This is a genomic window from Kitasatospora sp. NPDC006697, assembly GCF_042869935.1.
Taxonomy (GTDB): Bacteria; Actinomycetota; Actinomycetes; order Streptomycetales; family Streptomycetaceae; genus Kitasatospora.
Map to the genome: position 1 here is coordinate 203,904 of NZ_JBIAGU010000015.1, position 20,251 is coordinate 224,154.

Annotated in this window: 3 protein-coding genes and 1 pseudogene; all 4 read right to left on the reverse strand. The window is 75.8% G+C overall.

Translation table 11 applies throughout. The features are described 5' to 3' along the window. Positions 1-2: 2 nt before the first annotated feature. A pseudogene (locus ACFYNO_RS22265) lies at positions 3-4,694 on the reverse strand (type I polyketide synthase); the annotation flags it as partial. A gap of 100 nt (positions 4,695-4,794) precedes the next feature. Then, a complete protein-coding gene (locus tag ACFYNO_RS22270) occupies positions 4,795-9,606 on the reverse strand; it encodes a type I polyketide synthase (protein ID WP_388014962.1) in 4,812 nt (1,603 codons plus the stop codon). After that, positions 9,603-18,800 (reverse strand): type I polyketide synthase, encoded by a 9,198-nt coding sequence (locus tag ACFYNO_RS22275; RefSeq protein ID WP_388014965.1) that lies wholly within the window; start codon positions 18,798-18,800, stop codon positions 9,603-9,605. The genes ACFYNO_RS22270 and ACFYNO_RS22275 overlap by 4 nt, the downstream gene beginning before the upstream one ends. A gap of 45 nt (positions 18,801-18,845) precedes the next feature. After that, on the reverse strand, positions 18,846-20,251 hold a 1,406-nt coding region (locus ACFYNO_RS22280), incomplete at its 5' end, for a beta-ketoacyl reductase (RefSeq protein WP_388014968.1).

Genomic DNA, 20,251 nt, shown 5'->3' on the forward strand with positions numbered 1-20,251 from the left:
GGTCAGCCCGCGGCGGGGCGGCCGAACTCCTTGTGGATGAACTCGAACAGCTCGTCGTCGCTCGCTCCGTCGAGCGCGTCGGCGACGGTTTCCGCCCCGGTCGAGTCCCGGGCCCCGTCCCATCTGTCGAGGAGGTCGTGCAACTGGGCGGTGAGTCCCGCCCGTTCGTCGTCACTCAGGGTGGCACCGGCCACCGCGTCGTCCAGCGCCTTGAGTTGGGCGCGCAAGGTGCCGGCGGTGACCCGGTCACCGGTGCCCAGCCGCTCGGCGAGATGGGCGGCGAGGGCAGCGGGGGTGGGGTGGTCGAAGACCAGGGTCGGGGACAGCGGCACGCCGGTGGCGGCGGAGAGGCCGTTGCGCAGCTGGACGGCGATCAGCGAGTCGAAACCCAGCTCGCGGAAGGGCCGTTCGGCGGCGACGGCGCCCGCACCGGTGTGCCCGAGCGCGGCGGCGGCGTGGCCGCGGACCAGCTCCAGCAGGATCCGGTCGCGCTCGGCGGCGCCGGCGGCCGCCAGGCGCTGCCGCAGGTCGGCGGCCTGCTCGACCGCCTGCTGCTCGGGCACCGCGGTCGCCGCGGCTTCGGGCAGCTCGGCGAAGAGCCGGGTGGGCCGGGCCGAGCCGAAGACCGGTGCGAACCGGGCCCAGTCGACCTCGGCGATCACGACGCCGCGCTCGCCCCGGGCGGTGACCTCCGCGAGAGCCGCGAGCGCCCGGTCCGGGTCGAGCAGCGGTACGCCGTGCCGGGCCGGGCGGTCGACGGCCGCGGCGGTCTCGGGGTTCAGGGTGTCCCAGACGCCCCAGGCGATCGACACCACCGGCGCCCCGGCGGCGCGGCGCTGCTCGGCGAGCGCGTCGAGCTGCGCGTTGGCGGCGGCGAAGGCGGCGTGCTCGCCGGTGCCCCAGACGCCGCTCACCGAGGAGAAGAGCACGGCGGCGGTCACCTCGGGCAGCAGGTCGAGCGCCTGGAGGGCGGGCGCGACGGTGGCGGCGACAGTGGCCGCGAGGTCCGCGGGCGTGGTCCGCAGCAGCGGCGCGAGCGTGGTGCCGGCGGCGGCGTGCACGAGGGCCCGTGCCGGGCGGCCCTGGTCGGCGAGACGCGCGAGCAGCGCGGCGGTGGCCTCGCGGTCGTCGGGGGCACCGCCGGAGCAGCTGATCCGGTCGCCCAGGTCGGAGAGGTCGGCCCGGTCCGCCTCCGGCCCGCCGACCGGGCCGGCCAGCGCGACGTGGTCGGCGCCCTGGTCGAGCAGCCGGCGGGCGACCCGGGCGGCGACCGTACCGGTGCCGGTGACCAGCACGGTGCCGCTGGGCGTCCAAGGGGCGATCGCGCCCTCGGCCTCGGCCAGCGGCGCGCGGATCAGGCGGCGGACGTGGACGCCGGTGGGGCGGATGGCGAGCTGGTCCTCACCCTCGGCCTCGGCGGCGGCGAGGACAGCGGCCAGATCCTGCCCGGCGTCGGGCGCGAGGTCGATCAAGCCGCCCCAGCGGCGCGGGAGTTCCAGCGCGGCGACGCGGCCCAGGCCCCAGAGCTGTGCCTGCTCGGCATCGGTGACCGGGTCCTGGGCGCCGACCGAGACCGCGCCGCGCGTGACGCACCAGAGCGGGGCGTCGAGTTCGGCGTCCGCCATGGCCTGGAGCAGGGTGAGCGCGGCGGGCGCGGGGAGCAGCGAGACGACGCCGGTGACGGTCTCGGCGGCTTCGAGCAGCAGACGCGCCAGCTGCTCGCGGTCGGCGGTCGCGGCGTCCAGCCGGAGTACGTGCTCGGTGAACAGGCCGGCGCCTTCACCGGGCGGCGCGACCAGCAGCCAACGGCGCCGCGCAGGAGTGCGATCGGCCTCGGGCAGGCGGCGCCACTGGACGCGGTAGCGCAGGCCGCGCTCGTGCCGGCCACGGCGCCAGGCGGCGAGCCCGGGCAGGACGGACGGCCAGGCGGCGCCGTCCAGCGGGACCAGCCGGTCCAGGGCGGCCGGATCCTCGCTCTCCACGGCGGCCCAGAACTCCGTCTCACCGGCGCCCGCGACGGGCAGGGGGTCGAGCCAGAAACGGGTGCGCTGGAAGGCGTAGGTGGGGAGGTCGACGGGCTTGGCATCGGTGGGCAGAACGCTGAGCCAGTTGACGGGGGCGCCGGCGGTCCAGGCCTGGGCGAGAGCGTGCAGGAAGCGTTCGGGTCCGCCCTCCTCGCGGCGCAGGGTGCCCACCGCGACAGCCCGGGAGCCGGCGTGCTCGATGCACTCCGCGATCCCGGCGGCCACCACCGGGTGGGCGCTCACCTCGAGGAAGACGCCGAGCCCCTGCCCGGCCAGGGCCTCGACGACGGGAGCGAAGCGGACGGGGTTGCGCAGGTTGGTGTACCAGTACTCGGCGTCCAGGGCGGTGGTGTCCAGCAACCCGCCCGTCACGGTGGAGTGGAACGGCACCTTGGCCTCAAGCGGCGTGATCCCCGCGAGTACCGTCAGCAACTCCTCGCGGATCGCCTCCACATGGGCGCAGTGCGAGGCGTAGTCCACCTCGATCCGCCGCGCCCGCCCGTGCTCCGCGAGGAACTTCTCCAGCGCGTCGACATCACCGGAAATCACCGTGGACGAAGGACCGTTGAGCGCCGCGACCGAGATCCGGCCCTGGTACTCCCCGATCGACAGCTCATCGGCTCCCAGCGGCACCGAGACCATGCCGCCCTTGCCGGAGAGCGCCAGCAGCGCCCGCGACCGCAACGCGACCACCCGCGCACCGTCCTCCAGCGACAGCGCGCCCGCCACCACCGCCGCCGCGATCTCGCCCTGCGAGTGGCCCACCACGGCCGCCGGCTCCACACCGACCGACCGCCAGAGCGCGGCCAACGACACCATCACCGCCCACAGCACCGGCTGCACCACATCCACCCGGTCCAACCCGGCACCGCCGCGCAGCACTTCGGTCAGCGACCAGTCGACATGCGCCGACAGCGCCCGTTCGCACTCCGCGAGGCGCGAGGCGAACACCGGCGAGGCGTCGAGCAGTTCGACCCCCATGCCCACCCACTGCGACCCCTGCCCGGGGAAGACGAACACCACCCGGCCGTCCCCCGCCACACCCGACACCAGCCCGGCCGCCGGCACCCCGTCCGCCAGCGCCCGCAACCCCTCGGAGCCGAAGACCACCGCCCGGTGCCCCAGCTCGGCCCGCCCCGCGACCAGCGAGTACGCCGGGTCCGCCCCCGCCCACTCGGCCAACCGCCGTGCCTGAGCAGCCAGCGCGGCCCCGCTCCTCGCGGACACCACCCACGGCAGCACCGGCGACACCAGCACCGGCTCGGCGGCCGCCACCGGCTCGACCTCCGGCGCCTCCTCCAGGATCACGTGGGCATTGGTCCCGCTCCCCCCGAACGCCGAGACCCCCGCGCGCCGGGGCTCCGCCCCGGCCGGCCAGTCCCGCGCCTCCGTCAGCAGCCGCACCGTGCCCGCGGACCAGTCCACCTCGGGCGTCGGCACCTCCGCGTGCAGGGTGCGCGGCAGCACCCCGTGCCGCAGCGCCAGCACCGTCTTGATCACGCCCGCGACCCCGGCCGCCGCCTGGGCGTGCCCGATGTTGGACTTCACCGAGCCGAGCCAGAGCGGCCGTTCGGCGCTGTGCGCGCGTCCGTAGGTGGCGATCAGCGCCTGCGCCTCGATCGGGTCGCCGAGGGTGGTGCCGGTGCCGTGCGCCTCCACCGCGTCGATCTGACCGGCCGTCAGCCGGGCGTTCGCCAGCGCGGCTTCGATCACCCGGCGCTGCGAGGGCCCGTTGGGCGCGGTCAGCCCGTTGCTGGCGCCGTCCTGGTTGATCGCCGAGCCGCGCACCACGGCGATGACGGGGTGCCCGTTGCGCCGGGCGTCGGAGAGCCGTTCGACGAGCAGCATGCCCGCGCCCTCCGACCAGCCGGTGCCGTCGGCCGAGGCGGCGAACGCCTTGCACCGCCCGTCCGCCGCCAGCCCGCGCTGCCGGCTGAACTCGACGAACTCGCGCGGCGTGGTGATCACCAGCACGCCGCCGGCCAGGGCGAGCGAGCACTCGCCCGTCCGCAGCGCCTGCACGGCGAGGTGCAGGGCGACCAGGGAGGAGGAGCACATGGTGTCGAGGGTGACGGCCGGGCCTTCGAGGCCGAAGGTGTAGGCGAGGCGCCCGGAGAGGATCGCGGGGGCGCCGCCGGTCAGCGCGTGGCCCTCGATCAGCGGGGAGCCGGCGTGGTCGGCGCCGTAGCCGGAGTAGGCGGCGCCGACGTAGACGCCGGTCTGGCTGCCCTTGAGGGTCGCGGGGTCGATGCCGGCCCGCTCGAAGGCCTCCCAGGTGGTCTCCAGCAGCAGCCGCTGCTGCGGGTCCATGGCCAGCGCCTCGCGCGGGGAGATGCCGAAGAAGTCCGCGTCGAAGTCGGCGACGCCCGTGCAGAAGCCGCCCCGGTCGGAGTAGGAGGTGCCGGGGTGGTCGGGGTCCGGGTGGAAGAGGGTGGCCAGGTCCCAGCCGCGATCGGTCGGGAAGGGACCGATCGCGTCGCGGCCGTCGCGGGCCAGCTGCCACAGCTCCTCGGGCGTGCTGACCCCGCCCGGGTAGCGGCAGGCCATGCCGACGATCGCGATCGGCTCGCCGGTTCCGGCCGCCTCCGCCTCCTGCAGCCGCTGCCGGGCCTGCTTCAGCTCGGCGGTGACCCAGCGCAGGTGGTCGAGCAGCTTCTGTTCGTCGCTCACTGCCGCACGCTCCCCGTGCTGGTGGTGGTCGTCGGGAGCCGCCGCGCGCGGGCGGCGCGCGCCTGCCAGCGGTGTGCGCCCTCCGGCTTCGCCATCGCGCTCATGCCTTGCCCAGCTCCTTCTGGATGAAGTCGAAGATCTCGTCCGCGCTCGCTCCCGCCAGCTCCTGGTGCGCGTCCCCGGCGGCGTCGCCGCCGTGCTCCTCGGCGCCCCACTTCGCGGCCAGCACCCGAAGCCGCCCGGCGATCCGCCGCCTGGCGCCGCCGTCCCAGTCGCCGTCCGCCAACGTGGCGTCCAGCCGGTCCAGTTCGGCGAGCACACCGGACTCGCTCGCCTCGTCCTCCGCCTGGGCCGCGCGCAGGTGCCGGGCCAGCGCCTCGGGTGTCGGGTGGTCGAAGACCAGGGTCGCGGGCAGCGTGAGCCCGGTCTCGGCCGCCAGCCGGTTCCGCAGCTGGACGGCCGCCAGCGAGTCGAACCCCAGCTCCTTGAAGGCTCGTTCGGCCGGCACCGCGTCCGTTCCGGCGTGCCCGAGCACGGTGGCCGCGTGCGCCCGCACCAGCTCCAGCAGCGTGCTCAGCTGCTGCGCCTTGGGCAGGCCGCGCAGCGCGGCGCCGGGCGACGCGGGCGCGGGCTGCTCGGCGGGCTGGGCCTCCGGGAGTTCGGCGAGCAGCGGGCTGGGCCGCATCGCCGTGAAGGAGGCGGCGAACCTCGGCCAGTCGACGTCCGCGACGGCCAGGCAGCCGTCACCCTCGTCCAGTGCGCGTTGCAGCGCGGCGATCGCCGGCTCGGGCGCCATGCCCCGGACGCCGCGCCGGTCCAGGTAGGCCCGCTCCGCCGCCTCGGCGGCGAGGCCGCCCTGCGCCCAGGCACCCCAGGCCACGGAGGTGGCGGGCAGGCCGCGTGCCCGGCGCCGCTCGGCCAGCGCGTCCAGGTGGGCGTTGGCGGCGGCGTAGCCGCCCTGCCCGCCGCTGCCCCAGACGCCCGCGTTGGAGGAGAAGAGCACGAAGGCGCTGAGCGGCAGCTCGGCGGTGAGCTCGTCCAGGACGTCGGCCCCGCCGACTTTCGCGGCGAGCACCCTCGCCAGCTGGGCCGGGTCGGCGCTGTCCAGCAGCTCGTTGTCGAGCACCCCGGCGCAGTGCACCACGGCGCTCACCGGCCGCTCGGCGAGCAGCTTCGCCATCGCCGCCCGGTCGCCGGCGTCGCACCGGGCGATGGTGACGGTGGCTCCGAGCGCGGTCAGCGTGGCCGTCAGCTCCTCCGCGCCGGGGGCGTCCGGCCCGCGCCGGCTGGTGAGGAGCAGGTGCTCGGCGCCGCCCCGGGCCAGCCATTCGGCCACCCGGGCCCCGAGCGCGCCCGTCCCGCCCGTGACCAGGACCGTGCCGCTCGGCCGCCACGGAGCCGCCACCGGGCCGGCCGCACCGGCCCGGACCAGCCGGCGGGCCGTCAGCCCGGTCTCGCGCAGCATCAGCTGGTCCTCGCCCGTACCGCCCGCGAGGGCGGCCGCCAGCGGGGTGCCTTCGAACCGCCCGGGCAGGTCGATCAGTCCGCCCCAGCGCTGCGGGTGCTCCAGCGCGGCCACCCGGCCCAGGCCCCAGACCTGCGCCTGACGGGGACGGAGGGCGCCCTCGCCGACCGCGCCCCGAGTGGCGCACCAGAGCGGCGCCGCGACACCCGCGTCCCCGAGCGCCTGCAGCAGCGCGAGGGTGGCGGCGAGCCCGGCGGGCACCTCCGGCGCGTCGGGCCGGGGCCGCTCGTCCACGGCGAGCAGCGAGAGCACGCCGTCCACGGCGAGGCCGGCCAGCCGCGCGGCGAGCGCTCCCCGCTCGACGGCGGCCGCGTCCACCTCCAGCACCACCACCTCGGCCCCGGCCGCGCTCAAGGCCGCGCGGCAGGCCTCGGCCCACTCCGTTTCCCGGCCCTCCGGTATGACGAGCAGCCAGCTGCCCGGCGCGGGCCCGGCGGCCGGCTCGGGCACCGGCCGCCAGGCGATCCGGTAGCGCCAGGAGTCGACGAGCGCCCGCTCGCCCCGGCTCCGCTGCCAGGCGGCGAGCACGGGCAGCGCGGGTGCCAGGGCCGCGCGTGCGGCCTCGTCGGCGGTGACGGCCGTCGCGACCGCCGCCAGGTCCCCGGCGGCCACGGCCGCCCAGAACTCCTCCTCCACCCGGTCGCCCCTCGGCGCCTCGGCATCCGCCTCCAGCCAGTACCGCCGGTGCTGGAACGCATAGGTGGGCAGGTCCACGGTCGGCGTGCCGGGCGGGAACGCACCCCGCCAGTCGACGGGCACGCCGTGCACCCAGGCCTCGGCCAGCGCGAGAGTGAGCCGGCGCGGCCCGCCCTCCTCGCGGCGCAGCGTGCCCAGGGCGACGGCGGCGGCCCCGGCCTGCTCGATGGTCTCGCCGATGCCGACGGTGAGCACCGGGTGCGCGCTGACCTCCACGAAGGTGCCGAAGCCCTCCGCCAGCAGCCCGCCGATCACCTCGGCGAACCGCACCGGCTGCCGCAGGTTGCGGTACCAGTAGTCGGCGTCCAGTCCGCCGGTGTCGATCGGCTGGGCCAGCAGCGTGGAGTGGAAGGGCACTTCGCCCCGGCGCGGCGCGATCCCCGCCAGCGCCACCGCCAGCTCCTCGCGGATCGCCTCCACGTGCGCGGAGTGCGAGGCGTAGTCCACCCCGATCCGCCGGGCCCGCTCATGCTCCGCCAGGAACTGCTCCAGCGCATCGACGTCCCCGGAAATCACCGTCGACGAAGGACCGTTGACCGCCGCGACCGAGATCCGGCCCCCGTACCGGTCAACCGGCACCTCCGCCACCGGCAGCGGCACCGACACCATCCCGCCCCTGCCCGACAGCGCCAGCAACGCCCGCGACCGCAACGCCACCACCCGGGCACCGTCCTCCAACGACAACGCCCCCGCCACCACCGCCGCCGCGATCTCCCCCTGCGAATGCCCCACCACCGCCGCAGGCACCACCCCGAACGAACGCCACACCTGCGCCAACGACACCATCACCGCCCACAACACCGGCTGCACCACATCCACCCGCTCCAACCCCACACCGCCGCACAGCACTTCGACCAACGACCAGTCGACATACGCCGACAACGCCCGCTCGCACTCCGCAATACGAGAAGCGAACACCGGCGAGCAGTCCAGCAGTTCCGCCCCCATCCCCACCCACTGCGACCCCTGACCCGGGAACACGAAGACCACCCGACCGTCCCCGCCGGCCACCCCGCTCACCACCTGCGGAGCAGGCCGCCCCTCCGCCAACGCCCGCACCCCGTCGGCGTGGTCGCCCACCACCACCGCCCGGTGCGGCAGCGCGGCCCGGGTCGCGAGCAGCGAGTACCCCGTCTCCGCAGGCGCGCCCGCGCAGTCCCGCAGTCGCCCGGCCTGCGCCCGCAACGCCTGCTCCGACCGCGCCGACACCACCCAGGGCAGCGGCCCGACCGGGGAGCCCCCGGCCTCCGCCTCCTCCTCGACCGCCGGCGCCTCCTCGAGGATCACGTGTGCGTTGGTCCCGCTGATCCCGAACGAGGAGACGCCCGCCCGCCTCTGCCGCTCACCGCCGCCCGGCCACTCCAACGCCTCCGTGAGCAGCGAGAGCGCGCCCGCCGACCAGTCCACCTGCTCGCTCGGCCGGTCCACGTGCAGGGTGCGCGGCAGCCGTTCCCGCCGCATCGCCATGATCATCTTGATCAGCCCGGCCACGCCCGCCGCCGCCTGGGTGTGGCCGAGGTTGGACTTGATCGAGCCAACCAGCAACGGCCGCTCCACCGGCCGTCCTTGGCCGTAGGTCGCGAGCAGCGCCTGCGCCTCGATCGGGTCGCCCAGGGTGGTGCCGGTGCCGTGCGCCTCCACCGCGTCGACCTGATCGGCCGTCAGACCGGCGTTCGCCAGCGCCTCGCGGATCACCCGCTGCTGTGACGGGCCGTTCGGCGCGGTCAGCCCGTTCGACGCGCCGTCCTGGTTCACCGCCGACCCGCGCACCAGCGCCAGCACCTGGTGCCCGTTGCGCCGGGCGTCGGCCAGCCGTTCCAGCACCAGCACGCCCACGCCCTCGGCCAGGCCCATGCCGTCGGCGCTCGCCGCGAACGGCTTGCACCGCCCGTCGGGTGCCAGGCCGCGCTGCTCGCTGAACCCGACGAACTCGGAGGGCGTGGCCATCACCGCCACCCCGCCCGCCAGCGCCAGCGCCGACTCGCCACTGCGCAGCGACTGGCAGGCCAGGTGCAGGGCGACCAGCGAGGAGGAGCAGGCGGTGTCCACCGTCACCGCCGGGCCCTCCAGCCCGAGTGCGTAGGCGATCCGGCCGGAGACCACCGCGGCGGCGCTGCCGGTGGTCAGGTAGCCCTCGTAGCCGGCCGGGATCCGCGGGACGTTCCAGCAGTAGTCCAGCTGGTTGCAGCCCATGAAGGTACCGGTCCGGCTGCCCGCCAGCGCGGTCGGGGCGATCCGGGCGTGTTCCAGCGCCTCCCAGCCGGCCTCCAGCAGCAGCCGCTGCTGCGGGGCCATCGCGGTCGCCTCCCGGGGCGAGATGCCGAAGAAGTCAGCGTCGAAGTCGCCCAGGCGGTCCAGGAATCCGCCGTCGGTCACATACGTGTGGCCGGCCCGGTCCGGGTCCGCGTCGTAGAGGCCGGCCAGGTCCCAGCCCCGGTCGGTGGGGAAGGGGGTGATGGCGTCGCGGCCGTCGGCGACCAGTTGCCACAGCTCCTCGGGCGAGCGGACCCCGCCGGGGTAGCGGCAGGCCATGCCGATCACGGCGATCGGCTCGCCCTCGGCCGCCTCCACCTCGCGCAGCCGCCGCTGCGTCTGGCGCAGGTCGGCGGTGACCCGCTTGAGGTAGTCGAGGAGCTTCGCCTCGTTCTCGGCCATTGCCGCCCCTCGCTGGGAGTTCTCGATGCCGGTCACGGGTTGCCCAACTCCCGGTCGATCAGGTCGAAGATCTCGGTCAGGCCGGCCGCGCTGAGGTCCTCGTCGCCGCCCGGCGCCTGCTCCTCGGCCGGGTCGCCGGTGTACTGGCGCAGCAGGGTGCGCAGGCGTTTGGCGATCAGCGGGCGGTCGCCGCTGCCCGGGCCCTGCTGGGCCAGGGCCAGTTCCAGGCGGTCGAGTTCGGCGAGCACGGGCAGCGGGGCCCGGTCCTCGGGCGCCAGCGCGGTGAGCAGGTGGGCGGCGACGGCGGCCGGGGTCGGGTGGTCGAAGACCAGGGACGGCGGCAGCGGCACCCCGGTCGCGCCGGAGAGGCTGGTGCGCAACTGCACGGCCAGCAGTGAGTCGAACCCGAGCTCGCGGAACTGCCGGTCGGCCGCCACCGCGCCCGCGCCGCCGTGCCCGAGCGCGGCCGCCGCGTGGCTGCGCACCAACTCCAGCAGCAGCCGCTCGCGTTCGGTGCCGGGCAGACCGGCCAGCCGCTCCCGCAGGCCCGCGTCCTGCGGAGCAACCGGAGTCGGCTGAGCAGCCGTTCGGGCGTCGGGCAGAGCGGCGAAGAGCCGGGTCGGGCGGGCGGAGGTGAAGAGGGCGAGGAACCGGGACCAGTCGATCTCGGCGACCACGGTCACCGGGTGGTGGCCGTGCGGCGACCGGCCCAGCAGGCGGCCGAGTTCGGCGCAGCCGAGGGCCGGGTCGGTGGGCGGCAGGCCCCGGGCGCCGGCCCGCTGGTTGGCGGCGCGCCGGCGCTCGGTGACGGCCGGGTCGTCGTGCTCGTTGACGATGTCCCAGACGCCCCAGGCGATCGACAGTGCGCGCCGGCCGTCCGCGTGCCGCCGCTCGGCCAGCGCGTCCAGGTGGGCGTTGGCGGCGGCGAAGGCGCCGTGGTCGCCGCTGCCGGTGACGGCGGTGACCGAGGAGAAGAGCACCAAGGTGGCGGCCGGGTCGAGGAGTTCGTCCAGGTGGTCGGCGCCGTCGGCCTTGCCGGCGACGATCTCGGCGAACCGCTGCGGCGCAGTGTCGGTGAGCGGTTCGAGGGCGACGGCGGAGGCGGTGTGCAGGGCGGTGCGGACCGGGGTGCCGGCGGCGGCCAGCCGGGCCAGCTCTGCGGCCAGCGCCTCCCGGTCGGCCACGTCACAGGCCACCAGCTCCACCCGGGTGCCCGCCTCCCGGAGTTCGGCGAGCAGCCGGTCGGCGCCCGGGGCGGCCCGGCCCCGGCGGCTGAGCAGCACCAGGTGCTCGGCACCCCGCTCGGCCAGCCAGCGGGCCACCCTCGCGCCGACCACGCCGGTGCCGCCGGTGACCAGCACGGTCCCGCTGGGGGTCCACTCGGCGGGCGGCGCCCCGGCCGGGACACCCACCAGGCGGCGGACGAAGGTGCCGCAGGAGCGGACCGCGAGCTGGTCCTCGCCGTGCGCGGCGGCCAGCGCCGCGACCAGGGCCGGTTCCAGATCCGGGCCGCCGTCCGGCGGCAGGTCCACCAAACCGCCCCAGCGGCGCGGCAGTTCCAGGGCAGCCACCCGCCCGAGGCCCCAGATCTGGGCCTGCTCCGGGCTCACCAACCGGTCCCCCGCACCGACCGAGACGGCACCGCGCGTGACGCACCAGAGCGGGGTCTCGACCCCGGTGTCGGCCATCGCCTGCAGCAGGGCCAGCACGCCCGGCGCGTCCAGCAGCGAGACCAGGCCCGCGACACCCTCGGCGGACTCGCGCAGGACGCGCGCGAGGGTGTCCCGGTCGGCGGTGTCCACCTCGATCCGCTCGGCGTTCTCCGGCAGCAGGTCCTTGCCCCCGCCGGTCGGTGCCAGCAGCAGCCAGCGGCCGGGCAGTTCGGTCCGGGGCGGCTCGGTCAGCCGGTGCCACTCGATCCGGTACTGCCGGGACCGCTCGCGCCGGCTGCGCCGCCAGGCCGCCAGGCCGGCGGCCACCGGGCCCCACGCGTCCTCGGCCCCGGGCACCACCCGGGACAGCTCGGCCAGGTCGGCGCGCTCCACCGCCGCCCAGAACTCCGCCTCCGCCGGATCCGCCGCCGTCTGCGGCGCCAGCCAGTACCGCTCGCCCTGGAAGGCGTAGGTCGGCAGCTCCACCGGCCGCGCACCGGCCGGCAGCACCCGCCGCCAGTCCACCGCCGCGCCCTGCACCCAGGCCTCGGCGAGCGACCGCAGGAACCGCTGCGGGCCGCCCTCCTCGCGGCGCAGCGTACCGAGGGCGGCAGCCGGGCTCCCGTGCCCGGCGATCACCTCGCCGACGCCCACGGTGACCACGGGGTGGGCGCTGGCCTCGACGAAGAGGCCGTAGCCGTCCTCCAGCAGCTTGCCGATCACCTCGGCGAAGCGGACGGGGTTGCGGAGGTTGGTGTACCAGTACTCGGCGTCCAGGGCGGTGGTGGTGAGCAGTGAGCCGGTGACGGTGGAGTGGAAGGGTACGTCGGCCGCGCGCGGGGTGATGCCCGCTAGGGCGGTCAGCAGCTCCTCGCGGATCGCTTCGACGTGGGCGCAGTGCGAGGCGTAGTCCACCTCGATCCGCCGGGCCCGCTCATGTGCGGCGAGGAACTGCTCCAGCGCGTCGACATCACCGGAAATCACGGTGGAGGAAGGGCCGTTGATCGCGGCGATCGAGATCCGGCCCTCGTACTCCTCGATCGACAGCTCATCGGCTCCCAGCGGCACCGAGACCATGCCGCCCCTGCCCGAGAGCGCCAGCAGGGCCCGTGCGCGCAGGGCGACGACCCGCGCACCGTCCTCCAGCGACAACGCCCCCGCCACGCACGCCGCCGCGATCTCCCCCTGCGAATGCCCCACCACCGCCGCCGGCTCGACGCCGCACGAGCGCCAGAGCGCGGCCAGCGAGACCATCACCGCCCACAACACCGGCTGCACCACATCCACCCGGTCCAACCCCGCACCACCGCGCAGCACTTCGGACAGCGACCAGTCGACATACGCCGACAGCGCCCGCTCACACTCCGCGATGCGGGCCGCGAACACCGGCGAGCAGTCCAGCAGTTCGGCGCCCATGCCCACCCACTGCGACCCCTGCCCGGGGAAGACGAACACCGTCCGCCCATCCCCCGCCACACCCGACACCAGCCCCGCCGCCGGCTCCCCCGCCGCCAACGCACGCAACCCCTCCGCATCGAACACCACCGCCCGATGCTCCAACGCCGCCCGCCCCACAACCAACGAGAACGCCGGGTCCGCCCCCGCCCACTCGCCCAACCGCCGCGCCTGCCCCGCCAGCGCAACCCCGCTCCTCGCCGACACCACCCACGGCAGCACCGGCGACACCAGCACGGGCTGCTCGACGGCCGCCACCGGCTCGACCTCCGGCGGCTCCTCCAGGATCACGTGCACATTGGTCCCGCTGATCCCGAACGAGGACACCCCGGCCCGACGCGGCTCCGCCCCGCCCGGCCACTCCACCGCCTCCGTGAGCAGCGACACCGCGCCCGCCGACCAGTCCACCTCCCCCGTCGGCCGGTCGACGTGCAGAGTGCGCGGCAGCAACCCCTCCCGCAGCGCCAGCACCATCTTGATCACCCCGGCCACACCCGAAGCCGCCTGGGTGTGCCCGATGTTCGACTTCACCGAACCCAGCCACAACGGCCGCTCCGCCGCCCGCCCTTGGCCGTACGTCGCGAGCAGCGCCTGCGCCTCGATCGGATCACCGAGCCGGGTGCCCGTCCCATGCGCCTCCACCGCATCCACCTGACCGACCGTCAGCTCGGCATTGGCGAGCGCCTGCTCGATCACCCGTTGCTGTGCCGGTCCGTTCGGGGCCGAGAGGCCGTTGGAGGCGCCGTCCTGGTTGGTCGCAGAGCCCCGGACCAGCGCCAGCACCCGGTGGCCGTTGCGCCGCGCGTGCGACAGCCGCTCCAGCAGCAGTACGCCCACGCCCTCGGCCAGCCCCATGCCGTCGGCCCCGTCCGCGAACGCCTTGCACCGCCCGTCCGCCGCCAGCCCGCGCTGCCGGCTGAACCCGATGAACGCGGTCGGCGTGGCCAGCACCGCCACCCCGCCGGCCAGCGCCAGCTCGCACTCCCCGGCTCGCAGCGACTGCGCGGCCAGGTGCAGGGCGACCAGCGAGGAGGAGCAGGCGGTCTCGATGGTCACGGCCGGGCCCTCCAGGCCCAGCGTGTAGGCGACCCGGCCGGAGACCACGCTCGCGCTGGCGCCGGTGAGCAGATGGCCCTCGTGCTCGGCGGGCAGCGCCTGCCCGGCCACGCCGTACTCGGGCTGGTTGGCGCCGACGAAGGTGCCCGTGCGGCTGCCGCGCAGGCTGCTCGGGTCGATCCCGGCCTGCTCGACCGCCTCCCAACTCGTCTCCAGCAGCAGCCGCTGCTGCGGGTCCATCGCCAGCGCCTCGCGCGGCGAGATGCCGAAGAACTCGGCATCGAACCGGTCCGCGTCGGCCAGGAAGCCGCCGGTGCGCACATAGCTGCGGCCGGTCCGGTCCGGGTCCGGGTCGTAGAGCGCGTCCAGGCTCCAGCCCCGGCCCTCGGGCAGCGGGCCGATCGCGTCCCCGCCTTCCGCCAGCAGCCGCCACAGCGCGTCCGGCGACGCCGCGCCCGGGTAGCGGCAGGCCATGCCGACGATGGCGATCGGCTCGCCGCTCACCACCTGCACGGCCGGGGCCGGGGCGGTGGCGCCGGCCTGCGTGCCCAGCAGCAGGGCCGCGATCCGGGCGGCGACAGCGGCCGGCGTGGGGTGGTCGAAGACCAGGGTCGCGGGCAGGGCGAGGCCGGTGGCCTCGGCGAGCCGGGTGCGCAGCTCGACGGCGGTCACCGAGTCGAAGCCGAAGTCGCGGAACGGCCGGTGCGGGTCGACCGCCCCGCCGCTCTGGTGGCCCAGCACGGCGGCCGCGTGGCTGCGGACCAGCTCACGCAGCTCGTGCTGCTGCCCGGCGGCGGGCAGCGCGGCCAGCCGGCCGCGCAGCGCCGCCGTCCGGCCCGGCTCGGCGGCGCGCGGGGCGGCGGGCTGCTCGGCCTCCGGCAGCTCGGCCAGCAGGCGGGTGGGCCGGGCGGAGGTGTAGAGGGCGGTGAAGCGCGGCCAGTCGACCTGGGCGACGGCGACCGTGGCGGCGTCCCGGTCGAGCGCCTGCTGCAGGGCGGCACAGGCGAGCGCGGGGTCCATCAGCGGCAGGCCCCGGTCGCTGGACCGGGCGGTGACGGCGCGTCGGCGGGCGGTGTCCTCGGCGTCGCGGTCGTTGTAGGCGTCCCAGACGCCCCAGGCGATCGACACGGTGTGCCGGCCTGCCGCGTGCCGCCGCTCGGCCAGCGCGTCCAGGTGGGCGTTGGCGGCGGCGTACGCGCCGTGGTCGCCGCTGCCCCAGACGCCGGTGATGGAGGAGAAGAGCACCAGGGTCGCGTCCGGGTCCAGCAGTTCGTCCAGGTGCTGGGCGCCGGTCGTCTTGGCGGCCACGATCGCTCGGTACTGGGCGGGGGTGGTCTCGTGCAGGGCGGCCAGCTCGATCCGGGCGGCGGTGTGGACGGCGGTGCGCACCGGGGTGCCGGCGGCGGCCAGGCGGGCCAGCTGGGCGGCGAGCGCGTCCCGGTCGGAGACGTCGCAGGCCGCGATCTCGGCCTCCGCGCCGTCCGCCCGGAGGTCGGCGAGCAGTTGCTCCGCCCCGGGGGCGTCCGGGCCGCGGCGGCTCAGCAGGAGCAGGCGCCCGGCGCCGCGCGCGGCCAGCCAGCGGGCCACCTGGGCGCCGACCACGCCGGTGCCGCCGGTGACCAGCACGGTGCCGCTGGGCGTCCAGGCGCGCACGGGCCGGTCGGCGGCGGCGCGGACGAGGCGGCGCACATAGCTGCCGGACGGGCGGATCGCGACCTGGTCCTCGCCGCCCGGGTCGGCCAGCACCGCGGCCAGCGCCTCGTCGGCCGGCGCCTCGGCGCCCTGCGGCGGGAGGTCGACCAGGCCGCCCCAGCGCTGCGGGTACTCCAGGGCGGCCGTCCGGCCGAGCCCCCAGAGCTGGGCCTGCTCGGGGGCGGTGACGGGGTCGCCCTCGCCGGTCGAGACGGCCCCGCGGGTGACGCACCAGAGCCGGGCGTCGAGGCCGACCTCCGCCATGGCCTGGAGCAGCACCAGGGTGCCCGGCGCATCCAGCAGCGAGACCAACCCCGTGGCGCCCTGGGCCGCTTCGCGCAGCAGGCGGGCGAGTGCGCCACGGTCGGGCGCGTCCACCTCGATGCGGGTGACGGTCTGGCCGGTGAGCAGGTCGCTTCCGCTGCCCTTCGGCGCCAGCAGCAGCCAGCGGCCCGGGAGTTCGGCGGGCGCGAGCGGTCCGGGGGCGGCGGGGCGCCAGAGCACGCGGTAGCGCCAGGAGTCGAGCACCGACCGCTCGCGCCGCCCGCGCCGCCAGGCGGCCAGCTCGGGCGCCACCTCGGCCCAGGCCGCGCCGTCCAGCGGCAGCAGCTGGTCGAGGGCGGCGAGGTCCCCGGTGTCCACGGCGGCCCAGAACTCCGCCTCGGCGGCATCGGCGGCGGCTCCGGGGGCGACGAACGGCGCGGTGATCCAGTAGCGGGTGCGCTGGAAGGCGTAGGTGGGGAGGTCGACGGGCTTCGCGTCGGCCGGCAGGACGGCCCGCCAGTCAACGGGGGCGCCGGCGGTCCAGGCCTTGGCCAAGGCGTGCAGGAAGCGCTCGGGTCCGCCCTCCTCACGGCGCAGGGTGCCCAGGGCGACGGCGCGGGAGGCGGCGTGCTCCAGGCACTCGGTGACGCCGGCGGTGACCACGGGGTGGGCGCTGACCTCGACGAAGACGCCGTAGCCGCGCGCCGCCAGCGCCTCGATGACGGGGGCGAAGCGGACCGGCTCGCGCAGGTTGGTGTACCAGTACTCGGCGTCCAGAGCGGTGGTGTCGATCAACTCGCCGGTCACGGTGGAGTGGAACGGCACCTCGGCCTCAAGCGGGGTGATGCCCGCGAGGGCGGTCAGCAGCTCCTCGCGGATCGCCTCCACGTGCGCCGAGTGGGAGGCGTAGTCCACGTCGATCCGGCGGGCGCGCTCGAGCTGCGCGAGGAACTGCTCCAGTGCCTCCGGGTCGCCGGAGATCACGGTGGAGGAGGGGCCGTTGAGCGCGGCGATCGAGATCCGGCCCTGGTACGGCGCGAGCGACACCTCCTCAGCCGGCAGCGGCACCGAGACCATGCCGCCCCTGCCCGAGAGCGCCAGCAGCGCCCGCGACCGCAACGCGACCACCCGCGCACCGTCCTCCAGCGACAACGCCCCCGCCACGCACGCCGCCGCGATCTCGCCCTGCGAATGCCCCACCACGGCCGCCGGCTCCACACCGCACGACCGCCACAGCGCCGCCAGCGACACCATCACCGCCCACAGCACCGGCTGCACCACATCCACCCGGTCCAACCCCTGGCCACTGCGCAGCACTTCGGTCAGCGACCAGCCCACGTATGCGCTCAGCTCTTGCTCACACTCCGCGATGCGTGCGGCGAACACCGGTGAGGCATCGAGCAGTTCGGACCCCATCCCCACCCACTGCGACCCCTGCCCGGGGAAGACGAACACCGTCCGCCCATCGCCCGCCACGCCCGACACCAGGCTCGCCGCCGGCTCGCCCTCCGCCAGCGCCCGCAGCCCGGCCTCGTCGAAGACCACCGCCCGGTGACCCAGTTGCGCCCGCTGAGCCGCCAGCGAGTACGCCGGGTCGTCGCCCGTCCACCCGCTCAGCCGCCGCGCCTGGCCCGCCAGCGCCGCACCGCTCCTCGCCGACAGCACCCAGGGCAGCACCGACGCCCGCACCACCGGCTCAGCGCCCTCCGGCAGCTCCTCGGCCTCCGGCGCTTCCTCCACGATCACATGGGCGTTGGTGCCGCTGATCCCGAACGAGGACACCCCGGCCCGGCGCGGCTCCGCACCGCGCGACCACTCCTGGGGCTCCGTCAGCAACCGTACCGTGTCGCCCGACCAGTCCACCTCGGGCGTCGGTTCGTCCACGTGCAGCGTGCGCGGCAGCAGGCCGTTGCGCAGCGCCTGCACGACCTTGATCACGCCCGCCACTCCGGCGGCCGCCGCGCTGTGGCCGATGTTGGACTTCACCGAGCCCAGCCAGAGCGGCCGTTCGATGCTGTGCGCACGCCCGTAGGTGGCGAGGAGTGCCTGCGCCTCGATCGGATCGCCGAGCGCGGTGCCGGTGCCGTGCGCCTCCACGGCGTCGACCTGATCGGCCGTCAGCCGGGCATTGGCCAGCGCGGCCTCGATCACCCGCTGCTGCGACGGACCGTTGGGAGCGGTGAGGCCGCTGCTGGCACCGTCCTGGTTGGTCGCCGAGCCGCGCAGCACGGCCAGCACCCGGTGGCCGTTGCGCTGGGCGTCGGACAGCCGCTCCAGCACCAGCACGCCCGCGCCCTCGGCCCAGCTGGTGCCGTCCGCTCCTGCGGCGAACGCCTTGCAGCGCCCGTCCGGTGCGAGTCCGCGCTGCCGGCTGAAGTCCACGAAGAGGCGCGGCGTCGGCAGCAGCGTGACCCCGCCCGCCAGGGCGAGGCCGCACTCGCCGGCGCGCAGGGCCTGCCCGGCCAGGTGCATCGCCACCAGCGAGGAGGAACAGGCGGTGTCGGCGGTGATCGCCGGACCCTCCAGCCCGAGGGTGTACGCCACCCGGCCGGAGAGCACGCTCGCCGCGTTGCCGGTCAGCGAGTACGTCTCCACGCCATCGGGCAACGGCTGCATGCCCACCAGGTAGCCGGAGTTGCCCGCGCCGAGGTACACACCGGTCGGGCTGCCCCTGAGCGCCGCCGGGTCGATGCCGGCCCGTTCGAACGCCTCCCAGGAGGTCTCCAGCACCAAGCGCTGCTGCGGGTCCATGGCCAGCGCCTCGCGCGGCGAGATGCCGAAGAAGTCCGCGTCGAACTCGGTTGCTCCGTCCAGGAATCCGCCCGCGCGCACATAGCTGGTGCCCTGCCGGTCCGGGTCCGGGTCGTAGAGCGCGTCCAGGTCCCAGCCGCGGTCGGTGGGGAACTCGCCGATCGCGTCCACCCCGTCGGCCACCAGCCGCCACAGCTCCTCCGGCGAGCTGACGCCGCCCGGGTAGCGGCAGGCCATGCCGACGATCGCGATCGGCTCGTTCACCCGTGCTTCGACCGCCTGGAGGCGCTGGCGGGTCTGCCGCAGGTCGGTGGTGACGAGCTTCAAGTACTCGCGGAGCTTGTCCTCGTTGCTAGCCATCGAGAGCAACCCTCTTCCCTGAGCACTTCGCGGGGACTGGACGGTTCACTGGAGCCCGAGCTCCTTGTCGATCAGGGCGAACATCTCGTCGTCGCTGGCCGCGCCGAGTCCGCCACCGTCGGCCCCGCCGTCCGGGACCGGGTCACCCTCCAACTTCCAGAGCAGGGACTGGATCCGCTTGGCGAGCCGACCCCGGTGGTCGCTGTCGGCGGCCAGTTCGGCGACGGCCGCCTCCAGGCGGTCCAGCTCGTCCAAGCCGGGTGCGGCGGGAGCCGTATCCGCCGGCCGCAACTCCTCGTGCAGGTGGCCGGCGAGCGCCGCCGGGGCCGGGTAGTCGAAGATCAGCGTGGTGGGCAGGCGGACGCCGGTGGCCTGCTGGAGGCGGTTGCGTAGTTCGACGGCCGTCAGCGAGTCGAAGCCCAGCTCCAGGAAGCCCCGCTGCATCTCGACCGCCTGCGGATCGCCGTGGCCGAGGACGGTGGCGGCGTGGGTACGGATCAACTCGTCGAGCAGTTCCCGCTGCTGGGCCTCGGGCAGAACGGTGAGGCGCTGGGCGAGCGTGGTGGGCGACTCGATCGCGCTAGCGGTCCGGCGCCGGGGGGCGCGGACCAGGGCACGGAAGATCGCGGGCAGATCGTCCACCTGCGCCAGGGCCCGCAGGTCGAACCGGGCCGGGACCAGCACGGGTTCGTCGCGCTGGAGAGCCGCGTCGAGCAGAGCGAGGGCTTCGGCGGGCCGCATCGCGCGGATACCCGCACGGGCCATCCGCGCCAGATCCACCTCACCCAGCGTGCCCGCCATCCCGGCCGCATCCCACTGCCCCCACGCAAGCGACAGACCAGGCAGACCCTGCGCACGCCGCTGAACCATCAACGCATCCAGCTCCGCATTCGCAGCCGCATACGCGGCCTGCCCCGCCGTTCCCACCACCCCGGCCACGGAGGAGAAGACCACGAACGCGGCCAAGTCCAGTCCGGCGGTGGCATGGTGCAGATGACGCACCGCGTCCACCTTCGGCCGCATCACCCGGGCCAGCCGCTCCGCCGTCAAGCCGGCGAACGTGCCGTCATCCAGCACCCCGGCCGCATGCACCACCACCGCCAACCGCTCGCCGATCCCCTCCACCAACCCGCGCACCGCCACCTCATCCGCCACATCACACGCCACCACACTCACATCCGCACCCAGCGCACCCAACTCCGCCACCAACTCAGCAGCACCCGGCGCACCCAGACCCCGACGGCTCGTCAGGACGATATTGCCGACCCCGTGCGCGGTCACCAGATGACGGGCCACCAACCCACCCAGCGCACCCGTCCCACCCGTGACCAACACCGTCCCAGCCACCGGAAGAGCACGCGGGACCGTCAGAACCACCTTGCCGACATGCCGGGCCTGCCCCATGAACCGCAACGCCTCCACCACCCGCCGCACATCCCACACCCGCACCG